The sequence below is a fragment of the Enterobacter sp. ECC-219 genome, assembly GCF_043966805.1.
Taxonomy (GTDB): domain Bacteria; phylum Pseudomonadota; class Gammaproteobacteria; order Enterobacterales; family Enterobacteriaceae; genus Enterobacter; species Enterobacter cloacae_N.
The window spans coordinates 3,843,262-3,857,002 of the sequence record NZ_CP143680.1; the positions used below are offsets into that span (position 1 = coordinate 3,843,262).

The window sequence follows — 13,741 nt, forward strand, 5'->3', positions numbered from 1 at the left end:
GCTTCCATGAAATTCAGCATCTTGTTTTTGGTGTTGTGCGCGCTTACGGGCTGCGCGCAGCATCAGGGCGACCTCCCGCCGGTGTCCGGCGATCCCCAGCCGGTGAATTCCCCCGCCATCATTCAGGAGCTGACTCACCATGTCTGATATTCAGCGCATCATTAATGTCTCGCGCTCTTTTGAATCCATCCTGCTGGAAAAGGAAGAGCGTTCCCGCAAAACCGCCTGGCGGGTGGCCGCTGCCGGGCTGATTCTGGCTGCACTGACGATCACGGCCATGATTATTCTGCTGCCGCTGAAAACCACTGACATTGAATTGTGGTCGGTGAACAAGCAGACCGGTCGTTATGAGTATATGACCCGCATTAAAGAGCGGGATATTGCGTCTGAAAAAGCGCTGGCCCATTCACTGGCGGCACACTATGTCAGACTCCGTGAGGGATATAATTATTTCTCCCTCCAGCGTGATTACGACGACATACAGTTATTTAACAGCGACAGCGTGAACCGGGATTATCTGGACGGGTTTAACGGCGACCAGGCTCCGGACGTTATTTTTAATAAAGCCGAATATGTCGTCTATATCGACATTATTTCTAATGTGCATGCGCCTGCCACCGGACCGGATAACCTGGCAACACTGCGTATTAAGCGCACCCTTCGCCGTATTACTGATAATTCAGTGAAAACGGACTTCTGGAATATCCGCCTCACTTACCGGTATGTCCCGCATCAGCAACTGACGGACAGTCAGCGTGAAGTGAACCCGCTGGGCTTTATCGTCACCAGCTACCAGCGCGATAAAGAACTGAGGAACGAATGATGCTGAAAAACATCCTGCTCCTGACCGGCTTACTGGCGTCATGCGCGACATGGAGCGCCGCCACCCCGCGCGGCAGCGCCTATGACAGCCGGATGCAGAACGTATCGTATAACAGCCAGAACGCCACCGTGGTGAATACCCGCCCTGGCTACGTCACCACGCTGCTGTTCGACGACGGTGAAGCTGTGATTGATGCGCAAGCGGGTTTTCCAAAAGGCTGGACGGTGACGAAAAGTGATAACCGGGTCGGCGTCAGCCCGAACCCCATCACCCAGCCGGTGACGGACGCCAGCGGCAACAACGTCAGCCAGGTGTTCCTGCCCACGGCAAAGGACTGGAAGACCAACCTCTTCGTGGTGACCTCAAAGCGTGATTACAGCCTGGAGCTGAACGTGCTGGACCACGATTCCCCCGCGCAGGCGTTCGTTATCCGTTTCCACTATCCGACCGAGGCTCGCCAGCAATCTGCCGCCGCCAGCGCCGCGCGTCAGACGCAGCAGCGGGAAAGACAGGAGAAGCAGCAGATAGCGTCGGCATTCGGACAGGCCAGCACGCCACGCAACTGGCGCTACACCAAACGGGTAGCCGCGGGTTCCGCCTCCATCGCACCGGATTTTGCCTGGGATGATGGTCGTTTTGCTTATATCGGTTTTTCCCCCATCAGAACCCTGCCTTCCTTTTTCCGGGTGGTTAACGGACGGGAGCAGGCAGTCACGCCCCGGACGGTTAAGCAGGGTAATTACACCGTGATGGTGGTGCCGGCAGCGCCACAACTGGTGTTGCGTTACGGCACCTCGGTGGTGGGGATCGAAAACGACGGATTCGGGCGCATCCCGATAACCCGTAGCGACACTGTTTCACCGTCCGTTACGCTGGAGGCGAAATGACCGATAAACCTGTCCCGGACGAACCGGAAAAAACCACCGCAGAACGGGAAGCGGAAGCCCGCGAACGCGCCCGTGCGGCAATGGCGTATCAGGAACCGGAGCAGAGAACATCCCCCGGCCAGCCGGAAGTGACCCGTTTTCGTAAGGTATCCGGTCGCCGCACGCTGATCGTCAGCCTGCTGAGTCTGACTCTGGTGATCGCCCTGGCATCCGGCGGCGATCGTCTTTTCAGTGCATTGAAAGGGGGTAATGAGAAAGAAGCCAACACCGCGCCGCCGCCCTCCGCCGGGAAGACGCTTCATGAGCGTCAAAATCTGGGGATGGACAGTAACCCGTTTGGCCTGTTCGGGCCGCACACACAGGACGGAACAGACCCTCTCAGCCAGACCGTCTCCTCCGCACCCACCCTGCCACCGGCCCCACCCGCCCTGAACAAGGCAGCCGCGCTGGCTGACGGGGTGAACAACGCCCGAACAATGCCGGGCGATAATGCACACACGTCCCCGGGTGAAACGCGCAGCCACGCAGAAACATCCGACAGTGGGTCATCATCCACAACGTACACATCCTGTCCATCAGTACTGACCAGGGGAAAGGATGGCAGCCTTCGCTGCCCGGAGACTGCCGCGCCGGAATCGGGTAACAACGACAATCCGGGCGTCGCCCGTGTCACCGGCGTCAGACGACTGGGTCTCGATCCTGATCTCTATATCCCGGTGGACCGCTATATCCCGTGTTCGATGATGTGGCGCTTCGTGTCCGATGTCGGGGGGCATATTTCCTGCCTGATCAGTGAAGATGTTTACAGCGCCAGCAACCATGTAACGCTGATCCCGGCGGGAACGATCGCCCGTGGCATCTACCGCACCGGGGCGCTGCAACACGGACGCAGCCGGATGTTTGTACTGTGGACGGAGCTGCGCACGCCTGAGCCCGGCAGCCTGCAAATCCCGCTCAGCAACACGCAGGCCAGCGGCCCGCTCGGCGAGGCGGGGATCTCAGGCTGGATCGACAATCACTTCTGGGAGCGCTTCGGCAATGCCCTGATGCTCAGTACGGTGCAGGACGTGGCAGCGGCGGCGTCGGATGCTGCCCCGGGGAAAGACCGCAATACCGACTACACCGAAAACACCCGCGCCGCCACGGCGGAAATGGCGAAAACGACGCTGGATAACAGCATCAATATCCCGCCCACCCTGTATCTGAATCAGGGTGATGTCATTGGCATCATGACCGGCACCGATATTGATTTCTCATCCGTCTGGCGGCTGCGACTGAAAAAGAGGTGGTATGAACGCTGAAAACCTGTCGCTGGATTTTATGAAAAACCAGCTGTTTGGTGAGTTTATTGCGCAGGACGGCCTGACGGAAATTGCCGTTAACCGGCCGGGTGAACTGCATACCAAAATCCGGGGGAAATGGCGAAGACATGAAGCCCCGATTACGCTGCGTCAGTGTTACGCCTTTGCCAGAGCGCTGGCGTCCTGGCAGGAAGATAATATCGACGACACCTCGCCGATCCTTTCTGCCACGCTTGAATCAGGCGAGCGCATTCAGGCCATTATTCCCCCGGCCTGTGAGCGTAACACCGTGTCTATTACGCTGCGCAAGCCCGCATTTGGGCAGAAAACACATCAGTCATGGATTGATGCGGGATTTTATAACCGGGTGACCGGTAAGGAGCGAACGGAAGGCAAAGATGTTGAACTGACCCGCTATTATCAGAGTGAGGATATGCCCCGCTTTATGGAAAAAGCGGTGGAATACGGCAAGACGATTTTTATCGTCGGTGAAACCGGCTCCGGTAAAACCACCTATATGAAAACGCTGCTGCACTCTATTCCCCGGCACCTCAGGCTGACCACCATCGAGGATAATCCCGAAATCCGGTTCTATCACCACACCAATTATGTCCATCTCTTTTATCCGGCGGATGCCGGGGATAATGCCATTATCACGCCCGGCAGACTGATACGCGCCAATTATCGTATGAACCCTGACCGGATGTTACTGGCAGAAATTCGCGGACAAGAAGCCTGGGATGCGCTGAAAATCGTCGGTTCCGGGCATGAGGGATTGATGACCTCCCTGCATGCGGGCAGCCCGGAAGAATGTATTGAAGGGTTAATTGACCGCTGCTATGAAAACCCCGACTGCCGGAACATGCCTTTCGACGTGCTGTTACGCAAGGTGCTTAAGAGCGTTGATGTGATAGTCAGCATTGATATTCACGGTGACATACGCCGGATGAGTGATGTTTATTTTAAACCCCTTCATCTCAATGACATGAGAGGTGTATTCAGTAAAGGGCTTCAATAAATAACTTATCGAATTACGCAACCCTCGTTTAAATATGAAGGTGACCGAAATGAAAAAAGCAATATTTTCCGCATTATTACTCTGCATTATGGCGTCATATTCAACCTCCGTCATGGCCGCTGACGCCTGTGAAGTGGTGTTATGCATGTACGGTAAAACCACCGGGAACGGCGGCGGCAATGAATGCCATTCTGCTGAACGTGCATTCTTTAATATCATCAAAAAGAACAAGCACGGTTTTCTGCCGGACCACACTGCCGATGCCAGAAAATCGTTCTTACTTGAGTGTGATTCGGCAGACCCGGCAATTATCAGCCAGATTATCAATAAATTTGGCCGCATGCATGGTTAATGAACGGAGGTAGTCATAATGACAAAACCGGGTTTTATTCAGCATCCCGGGACACATCAGCGCGGGGATTCCATGCGCGCAGCCTGTGTTATTGAGCATATTGAAAATGAGGCGATGCGCGGATGCGGCCTTTATTATGAAATTTATCACTACCGGGTTGTCTGCCGGTTATTGCAATTACTGCAAACGCTGAACGCCACTGACAAAATAACGCTGATAGAAGAAGCTAACCGGCGAGGATTTACGCTGAATGAAACCAGCATTAAAGAAAGTCGTCAGTGTTATTCCAACATCATCAGAGAAATCCGCGAGAGCCAATATTAACCCCTGCCTTAATTTTATTAGCAGGTCCCCTATAGCGCCAAAACATTTCAGCCGAATCAGGCTTAAGGCGTGGTGGTTTTCAGGTTTTTACGGCCCCACATTTTTCGCGGATTAAGGAGTGAAGAAATGCGGTCCGTAAAAATGAGGCAGCGGACAGAATTATTTTCGCGGGTTAAGGAGCGAAAATAGTTCAGGCACCGAGCCTCACCGGCAAACAGCCGCGCCCACGCGGATTTTGTCGGCCGGGGGGAGCCGAATAAATTTCGCCGCCCCAGCGAGCGAAAAGCTGTCGCCCACGACAGCGCTTTATTTGGGGGGCATAGCCCCGCACACCGTCGCGGCTAAGTCTCCGGCCAAAAGCCGGTAGCGTGGCGCGACCACCCTCTTTAAAGGTCAGCTTCCCTTTTATTCCCGCTGCGAGGAACGAGCAAAGGGAAGAAAAAGGCGAAAGCGACCGTCTTAAAGGGGGTGGTCGCGCGTAGCGTGCGACGGTGTGCCGCCTTTGACCCTGGGGGTTTTGGCGTGGCGTCCAGCCGCGACATTACCCCCATGCGACAGGCAATAAGGGCGTCCAGCCCGCATGTACTGGCGCACGCCGTTTCGTGCAGGGAAGCATGCTTTCCGGTACACGGCCGCACAGCGGCCACCTTCTTTACCCCATACGCTCGCCCCGTCTTTTCGCCCGACACCGTGGGGCGAATTGATGGGGCGATGTCATGGGGCGAATCGCTGACGAAGGAGGCATGATGATTTTAAATAAGCTTACCGCTTCACTGTCCCCGATAGTGAACGGGATGCTGGCGGTGCTGGCTTTTGTGCAACAGAAACAACTGGTGCTGGCATTATTAGCGGGGCTGACGATGCCGTTTTTTGCATCAATGAAAAGCGATGAACGGCAGAAAGCCCCGTTATGGAAAAGGTTGATTATCGCTTTTTCCCTGCTGTGTTTTCTCTCTGGCACACTGGCCCCGATAGTTATCGGATCCTTCCAGTGGCTGTATAAGACCAGACTCACCAGTGATAATACGGTACTGGTCTGGTCAGTACGGATTGCTTTCACTGTAACCGGAATTATTTTTCATATTATGCTTCGCCGGGTATTCACGCCGGAACTGGACAAAATAAAGAAACATCTTGTTAAAAAAACTACCCTTGAACGCGAATTGCGCACCGATGTCCGCACCGTAAAGTCCCTGCTGCCGGAAACACTGCATTATGATCCGCTGGATTATATTGACCTGAATAAAGGCATTTTTACTGGCATGGACAGGGAGAACGAACCAATGTATCTCCCGTTAAAAGACTGGCAGAAACAACACGCGGATATTATCGGCACCACTGGAGCTGGGAAAGGTGTTGCCACCGGCATATTGCTTTATCAAAGTATTCTGGCCGGTGAAGGTGTGTTTGTTATGGACCCCAAGGATGATGAATGGGCTCCACACCTTTATCGGAAAGCCTGCGAGGATGCAGGAAAACCCTTTGCCTTAATTGACCTGCGAAAACAGCAATACCAGCTAAACCTGATTGAAGATATTACGCCAGATGAACTGGAAGAATTGTTCGTTGCAGGTTTCAGTCTGGCGGAAAAAGGTCAGGAATCTGACTTTTATCGGATCGACGACCGGAAAGCCGCCCGTATGGCCGCACAATTTGTCAGCGATAATCCATCGACAACAATCCGGGATGTTTATAACGGTGATTACGTTCAGGGTATTGCCGAAAAAATCAAAGCATTTTTTGGCAAGATTGAGGAGCTGGCATTACTCAATGCCATTAATTCACCGGAGGGTTTTTCACTCAAAAAAATATTTGATGAAGGTGGCTGCTGTTATGTTATCGGCTCCATGCGAAACAGCAAAATCATTACCGCTCAGCGTATGCTGCTGGTTCGCCTTTACCAGTTAGCAGAAAGGCGCGAACGTGTAACAGACGTACCCCGCCCCATTGCTATTTATCTTTCCGAACTGAAATACCATTTATCCAGGCCAGCGCTGGAAGGTTTAGGCGCGGCTCGGGATAAAGGCGTGCATATTATTATGGATCACCAGTCCATTGCCGATTTAAAAGACTGCCCGGCAGATTTGAAAGGCGACGCCGTTGTCGGTGCGGTCGTTGAAAATGCCAAATTTAAACTGGTTTACCGGGTTATGGATCCGGATACAGCAGACTGGATAGCGAGAATGTCAGGAACGATTCTGGTGGATGACGAACTCCGTAAGGCTAAGACGGATAATATGCTCACTGAAACCATCGACAGTGAGCGCACAATCCGCCAGGCCGAGCGTTTTTTTATTGACAGCAATATGATCCTGAACCTGCCTGATTTTGTCAGTTTTATCTTTACGACAACAACGCTACCTTCTGCCTCCCTGATTTCACCGATAAAGGTCAGAAAGCGCCGGTTAAAAACCTTTTCTGTTTCCCCTGATATTGCCGCAGCGGCGGCACCGGTGAAGATCGCACTGGATTTTGGCGACGATGATAAACCAACCGCGCTGGATGTGATGGCATCGCACCCGGCTCTTTTCTTCGACAAAAGCGAAGTAAAACCGACAAAGCCAAAACCTGATGATGAAAAAGACCTGTCCCCGCTGGATTTTTAAGGAGCGGTTATGCTGATTTCGACATATCAAGAACGCCAGACACGCAACAGAGAAAAAATAAAACAACTGCTGAACTTCCTGAAAGAAGAAACCTACAGCGATTTTAAAACGCTGATACTGCTATTTGGTTTCCGGGATCATAAATCGCTTTATACCCTTCTTTCAAAAGTCGAGAGAATGGGGTTAATACAAAAGCATGTCCTGGTATCACGCACAATAAAAATTTCATTGTGGGGCATAACCAGTGACGGACTGGCCGTTGTGTTAACCCCCGACGATGCGCTTTTCCCCGCACGATTTGAGCCTTCAAAGATTACCGGCTGGACGCTGGAACATCACCTTGATAATCAGGCGGCACGGATCATCCTTGAGCAAAAAGGCGCGTCCGGCTGGATAAACGGCGATCGCACGACCTTCCTCAGCCGTTATCAGGTCAATCACCGGCCAGACGGGCTGATCACTCTCCCTTGCGGAACCGTGATCGCCATTGAGACCGAGCGCCGTCTGAAAACCAGAGCTCGCTACCAGTCAATCATCGCAAGCCATTTACTGGCCCGGACCCGGAAAGACTGGATTTACGTTTTTTATATCGTGCCGGACCCGCAGAAAAAGCGCGGCCTTGAACGGCTGTTTGACAGCATCAGACACGTTATCGTTAACCATCAACACATCCCGCTGGAAACCCGCCACCGGAATGTCTTCCGCGTCTACACGCTCGACGAGTTGCAACGGCTCAACTTGGATAACAATATATAGCTACGGTCTCACCGATTACGCTAGATGCATGCACCAATCATAAGTCGCTCGAACCAGAAATCAGGTAGAAATAAAGTCGTCCGGTCCTAAATAATCGAACATGGCACGACCATTCTCATCATCCACCTCAACTCTAAGAAGACCTCTTCTGTTTGTGTTAATTCTGCCATTTATACTTCCCAGAGGAGTGCCATCATCAGCCAGTACGTGATGAATACCATCAACAGTGTAAAGCTGCAATGGTGTGCCGATCACTGCCGGAGTATCTCTCCAGTCCACCATTCCGTTATAACGATGACGACTCCAAACCTGGCTGCCTTTGGGGCTGAGACTACCCAAGAATTCCAGCCACATCACTCTGGTTTCAGGTGTAGGCCAGTCATGATTATCCGTGCGGCTTATCACTTCTTCAGAGTTCAGCCACCTTCTAAGCTCCTGGCCGGATTGAAAATCGGCAGTAGTGTCTGTAACCACTTTTATGGCTGCAAGCCTAGAGCTAAAACCCGCCTGAATAAGCAGTGAAGACGAACGGCTCAAGGTACCTGTTTCAACAGCAGCAACCGCAAAACCTAACTCATAATCGTCTAGCGTGGTATCTGTAGCACCTATGAGGTCTCCATTAGCTGTTGCACGTACCCTAATAGCCTCCATTGCCCACGGAAGTCGATACACCAGCCCATTCTCGACGAATTGAAGCGTTTCAGACGCCTGCGTATTCGCGACGTTAGTCATGGGTTCACCCAATAGCCAGGAACGTAAAATACCTCTCCAGTCGCCAGGCAATGGATCGGGTATAAACGGATAGAAGATAAAGACCTCTTCAGCGAGCGCCGTGATAGCAGCAATTGCCTCTTCGGCATCACCGCCCATTATAGCCGCATTCGCATCAATCAATAGTTGGTTGGCCTTAGCGGCAATAGCATCAAGTCGTAGCCCGGTTGTAAGTCCTACCCCCGACAGGAAATACCCCCGGCGCCCTGATGCCGTTGAGCGCTGCCAGATGTAGCGGCTGCGGGACAGGAGTCCCGATTTCAGCAAAATCCGTTCATTCTCATCCCTATAACGCTGCAAACTGCGTTGCCAAAGTGAAGACTGAAGAATGTCATCAAGAGCAGTTTCAATCTGGTCATCCGGGATATCATTCTCACCAAGAAGGCTCAGAATAGCAGTATCAAGCGTTGAAAGTTGTTTTTCCCAGATGGCCTGCGCAATATCTCTTTCTTGCGGAGATTCGGTCATAATTTCTGGAAATTCCCACGCTACGGCGTTGTTGGTCACATATTCAGTGAGTGCTTTTAAATCCCCACCAAGCCGTGTATGCATGCGAATCAATAACACACAGACAAGCTGTATTAGTCCGCTCTCCATCTCACGGGCCCCCGTGTCAGATGTGAGGGTATGCCAGTTAGTCTGGCGTTTATTTAATTTATCGAATATTGGATAAATCACCAGCCCTTCAACATCTACATATGCGCGCCCTGCTCTGCCTATGACGTTTCTGAACTCGGACACTTTGATAAGCTCGCGATTCCGATGAAGAGAATGCATGACGATAGCTGTTGCCGAAAGATTAAGACCTTGTGCTAGCGTCGGTGATGAGATCGTCACTTTAAGTACCCCATCTCGCAGCAAACGTTCGATTTCTTTGCGGTAAGCCGTAGGCAATGCGCCATGATGAAGAGCCACGCCCAACCGTAGGCAGGCAAGTATCGGGCTGTGTGCCCCCAACCATTCTTCTCCCAGCGAGATAGCCGTATCCAGAATGTCCGGGGCAGCATCAAATAAAGATGGCAGTAGTCCGCGCTGATGCAGATCGACAATTGTCTCGGCAAACGGTTCGACGCTCCGGCGAAGTGGGCAGTAGATAAGTACGGTCTGTCCATCTTCAATTAGACGCCAGGCTGTCGCTAAGCAGAGCTCCTTGTTATCAGAGGGAAACATTTTTGTTCGCTGCTTTTTATTAGGTAATTTAACCTTTGGCGGTTGTCTGCTGACGATAAAACGCGATACCCAAGCCGCCTCATAACCGACGCTGAGATTAAGCCGACCTGCTGGAGCGGACCATATGACCTCGCCAAACTGCAAGCGGGTCGGTCGCCAATTATTTTTGATTGGTCCTCCGGGCTTGTCACGACGGAGCCAACCGGCAAAATCATCGAGTTGCTCACCATCAGGTAGAATTGCCGAGAGGCAGACAATTCTGCGCGTATCGGCATCCTGTCTGCGCAACAGCCGTTGAATTTGAACTTCATACCGAACCTCTCGTTCATCGGCCCCAATCATGTGCCCCTCATCAAAAATAAAAAGTCCTACATCATTAATAATTGACGGGTCATTCCGGAGAGCAAAGTCAAGTTTTTCAGGCGTGGCGACGACGATGTCACGCTGGCGAATTGCATCCTCATCCATACCACTTACGCCAATGCTTCCATACAGCATTGATATTGTTTTCCCAAGCGGCCCAAATGTTCTGGAGAGAGTGGCTTCTGTTTGTGCAGAAAGCGCACGAAGCGGGGTGATGAAAACAACACGCTTGCCACCCGCCAGACAGCGAAGAATACACAATTCAGCAATACGAGTTTTTCCAGCGCTGGTTGGCAACGAAACAACCAAATCGTCATTGTCATTAACAGAGCGTCCGGCGGCCTCTCTCTGCGATGGCCAGAGATCAATTTCGGCTCGAGGTCGTCTTTGAAGCAGTGCAATAAACAGTTCCCGAAGCACGGGCCATTCAGCAGCGTCACCACCAACTGGAACCAGTGGCAATCTTTCATGGAATGTATCTGACCAAAGGTCAGATAACAGATGAATGGTAATAAAGTTTAGCCACCACTGGGGTAGCATATTAAACTGAGCACATATACTTAGACTAATTCTTAATTTTTCAATAGCCCTGGAAAGCAAACGTGATTCTCCCCTTTCTACAGCGAGAAGGTAGAGAGAAATGGCCGACATATAGGCGTCAGTCAGTGCCAAATCAAGCCCATCAAAAAGGATGTCCTCCTCTGACTCACTGTCACCGTTCTCGTCTTGCGGCAAGTTTAGGCGAGCCTGGAGGATTTCAGTAATTTTCACGTCACTGCCATCACCTCTGAGCCGAAAGCCCAACGCATTATCGCGCAGAGTACGCAAATCACGCCGGATCAGTTGTGTAAGAGCCCTCTCTATTGGTGAAAAATTATCATCCTGACCAACCATTGCGAGTAACGAATAGGCTCGTGCTGAAAGATGCGCAAGGTGATAGCTTGCAGCAGCCATTACGAAGTGAAAATCTGTATCCCGGCTGTCTCGTTTTCCTTTAGCAATAGCCGACTCGAGTGCGGTTCCGGCCTGTTCAAAAGCAATTCGCGCATAGGCGTCGTCTCCATTAAGTTCTCGAAGACGAAGGCCGAGATCGATTAGGGCATAAGCATAGCCTTGAAGGTCCTGACTGAGCAGTGCGCTAAACTCCGGTGCATCCGGCGGCAAGTCACCGTCTCGCCAGATCACCGACCGGGCTTGCCCGCGTGCAATCAGGCGCCCGCGAAAACCTACAGCTGAAGCTTCCTTAATAGCTTCGATAATTTCATCAGCTGTTGCTGGCATCGCTAATCACCTTTTCAAAAGTTGCGGCAATAAACTCACCATGGCGAGCAATTCTTAGACAAACACCCCACTGATTATTTTGACCTGTATACTTTTCAATTGAAGTGGTCAGCATAGTTTCTGAAGAGTTGCCCGATAATAGAAAGATAAGATGCCGGACGCATCCTGGAACAATTCCTTGCCGAAGCGTTGCATTTAAGATCGCTTTAGCCAAAAGCTCCTCACCCTGTTCATTCAGGCGATCTGCTATGAACATTAGGGCATGTGAAGATGGCAGCCCTTGCTCTTTATTCAAGTTATCACGGGCTTCAGAAACCACCTCTCCCGTCATTTTGGCGCGACTTTTCGCTTCGGTTTTAAGGAAAAAAAGTTGTTGAGAAGACTGATCTATGTAAATACCAATGACGTCCTCACCACGCATCGACATATTGCGATGATCTTTCCAGCGCAATCTTTTTATAGGCGTTTTATAGCCATTGCTACGTGCATTTATCCATTCAGTTGCAAATATCTCACCCAAATCACCGGAACGAATCTGTTTCGTTTCAGGCAATTTTCCAGCAATGTATGCCGCCAGCCCCGGTTTACCTAGAGCTTCAAATGCGTTAGCGATATTTCTTGGTGACGCATAGTGTTCAGGTATTAGCGCGGCCATAACCTGAACGCCGAACATACACTCGGCATCCCTGGCCGTTATTGACTGCAAATAATGGTCGCTGATATTACGCTCTGTCGAATCACACCAGTCCTCGAAATTTGCCATACTAATTCCTCTATATGGTCTTCTTTTTGGTAGTACGGAACCAAGGAGGGAGAAACACCAGAATATCTTATTGTCAACCGTCCGATCAACATAACTTCAGAGCTTCAACTCTCAGATTTAAAAGAAGTTCTAATGCCAGACACCATAATCAACGCATAGAATGCACTATTCCGCTGTAGAGGTATGATTGTTCGGTGCTCGTTCCGACTCCGCTCCGTCTCACTCATACCTCTACAGCGTTACCGGTTAAGCCTATCCCAGCACGGAAAGCCACACTCCTTTGCGGCCCTGAGACCTTGCGGCTCAGATTTTGTCCATCAAATAACGATGTGCTTTAGAGGCTGCGCTGACCGCTTTGAAAATATAACGCTTGTCGTTTTTCAGCTCTTTCAGCCAGGAAGCAATATAGCTTTCATGTTGTACCTCTCCCTCAATGCCAAGATCAGCCATCAGAAAGGCACTTCCCAGCTCTGCTATCAGTTCTTCCTCTGCATAATCCGCACTGCCAAACTTCCCTTTCATTTCACGGTTCAGACGTTTTTTGCCACCACTCCAGTGAATCAGCTCATGCAGACCTGTAGCGTAGAAATTAGCCGCATCTGAAAACAGATGGCGCTCCGGTAGCCAGACTTCATCTGTTGATGGGCTGAAAAAGGCGTTTTGTCCTTTCTCGATGATGTTTGCGCCACTCTTCCGTAACAGGTTCTCAACCTGCGGCACCGGGTCAAAGGTTGCTTCCGGGCTGACAGTTTCAGTTGTCAGGGCCAGGCCGTCGATTTGCTGAACGTTAAACACGGTAAAGGTTTTCAGCATCGGAATATGTTCAACTTCTCCGGCGGCGTTTTCCTTCTCCAGGGTGGTGTAGAAAATGGCTGTTGTGCCACGTTCACGTGTGCGAACCTGTCCACCTGCTGCCTGTGCCTGTTTGTAGGTCATCCAGCGTGAATCGCTGAAACCCTGTTTTGATGCACTGCACCATAGCAACATGATATTCATACCGCTGTAGGCTATGCTGGTGGCGTAATTCGATGGCAGACCAGACATGCCGGATACACGCTGCCACGGGCATGACCAAGGTTTCACACCGGCTTCTAGCGCTGCAATGATGCTGTCGGTAACGGTCTGATAAATATCCGTTCTGGTTTTAGAAAATTTCGTTTTTGAGGAGCCTGACGGGTCCAGCGGGGATATGCTGGTCGCCGCTGCGGTGTTAGGGGCGCTTGTCCGGGGGTTATGCAGGGAAATTGTCATGATTTTTTCTCCGTCAGTGTGTTTTTTTCGTCTTCGTATCGCCTGACGGTTCGCTTTCCCGGCATCGTTCTGTCC

General features: G+C 51.3%; 12 protein-coding genes. 9 read left to right on the plus strand and 3 right to left on the minus strand.

The features are described from left to right. Positions 1–6: 6 nt before the first annotated feature. From V1603_RS18335 to mobC, 9 genes are all read left to right on the plus strand, one after another. Positions 7–147 (plus strand): hypothetical protein, encoded by a 141-nt coding sequence (locus V1603_RS18335; protein WP_024359940.1) that lies wholly within the window; start codon positions 7–9, stop codon positions 145–147. Beyond that, a complete protein-coding gene (locus V1603_RS18340; protein ID WP_064375569.1) occupies positions 140–823 on the plus strand; it encodes a virB8 family protein in 684 nt (227 codons plus the stop codon). Before V1603_RS18335 ends, V1603_RS18340 begins: the two co-directional genes overlap by 8 nt. After that, complete coding sequence (gene virB9 / locus V1603_RS18345; RefSeq protein ID WP_064375568.1) at positions 823–1,710, plus strand: P-type conjugative transfer protein VirB9; 888 nt, start codon at positions 823–825, stop codon at positions 1,708–1,710. The genes V1603_RS18340 and virB9 overlap by 1 nt, the downstream gene beginning before the upstream one ends. Next, the gene (gene virB10, locus V1603_RS18350; protein ID WP_064375567.1) at positions 1,707–3,011 is read left to right on the plus strand and encodes a VirB10/TraB/TrbI family type IV secretion system protein; all 1,305 of its coding nucleotides are present in this window, start codon (positions 1,707–1,709) and stop codon (positions 3,009–3,011) included. Before virB9 ends, virB10 begins: the two co-directional genes overlap by 4 nt. Next, positions 3,001–4,029 carry a P-type DNA transfer ATPase VirB11 gene (virB11, locus tag V1603_RS18355; RefSeq protein WP_064375566.1) on the plus strand — a complete coding sequence of 343 codons (1,029 nt, stop codon included), beginning with the start codon at positions 3,001–3,003 and terminating at the stop codon, positions 4,027–4,029. The genes virB10 and virB11 overlap by 11 nt, the downstream gene beginning before the upstream one ends. Before the next feature lie 49 nt (positions 4,030–4,078). Next, positions 4,079–4,381 carry a TrbM/KikA/MpfK family conjugal transfer protein gene (locus tag V1603_RS18360; RefSeq protein ID WP_064375565.1) on the plus strand — a complete coding sequence of 101 codons (303 nt, stop codon included), beginning with the start codon at positions 4,079–4,081 and terminating at the stop codon, positions 4,379–4,381. A gap of 18 nt (positions 4,382–4,399) precedes the next feature. After that, entirely contained in the window at positions 4,400–4,705 is a 306-nt protein-coding gene (locus tag V1603_RS18365; protein ID WP_064375564.1) for a hypothetical protein, read from the plus strand. A 746-nt stretch (positions 4,706–5,451) separates the two neighbouring features. Continuing rightward, positions 5,452–7,311, plus strand: a complete 1,860-nt coding sequence (locus V1603_RS18370) for a type IV secretory system conjugative DNA transfer family protein (protein ID WP_058683320.1) — start codon at positions 5,452–5,454, stop codon at positions 7,309–7,311. A 9-nt stretch (positions 7,312–7,320) separates the two neighbouring features. Further along, positions 7,321–8,067: a MobC family replication-relaxation protein gene (mobC, locus tag V1603_RS18375; protein ID WP_001593446.1), complete on the plus strand. Its 747-nt coding sequence runs from the start codon at positions 7,321–7,323 to the stop codon at positions 8,065–8,067. Between the two features lie 60 nt (positions 8,068–8,127). Here mobC and V1603_RS18380 read toward each other — a convergent pair whose 3' ends face one another. From V1603_RS18380 to V1603_RS18390, 3 genes are all read right to left on the minus strand, one after another. After that, on the minus strand, positions 8,128–11,652 hold the full coding sequence (locus V1603_RS18380; RefSeq protein ID WP_064375563.1) for a DEAD/DEAH box helicase: 3,525 nt from the start codon (positions 11,650–11,652) through the stop codon (positions 8,128–8,130). Continuing rightward, positions 11,636–12,415, minus strand: a complete 780-nt coding sequence (locus V1603_RS18385; protein ID WP_001593448.1) for a Hachiman antiphage defense system protein HamA — start codon at positions 12,413–12,415, stop codon at positions 11,636–11,638. Before V1603_RS18385 ends, V1603_RS18380 begins: the two co-directional genes overlap by 17 nt. Positions 12,416–12,718: 303 nt before the next feature. Then, positions 12,719–13,666 (minus strand): ArdC family protein, encoded by a 948-nt coding sequence (locus V1603_RS18390; RefSeq protein ID WP_001593449.1) that lies wholly within the window; start codon positions 13,664–13,666, stop codon positions 12,719–12,721. Positions 13,667–13,741: the final 75 nt, after the last annotated feature.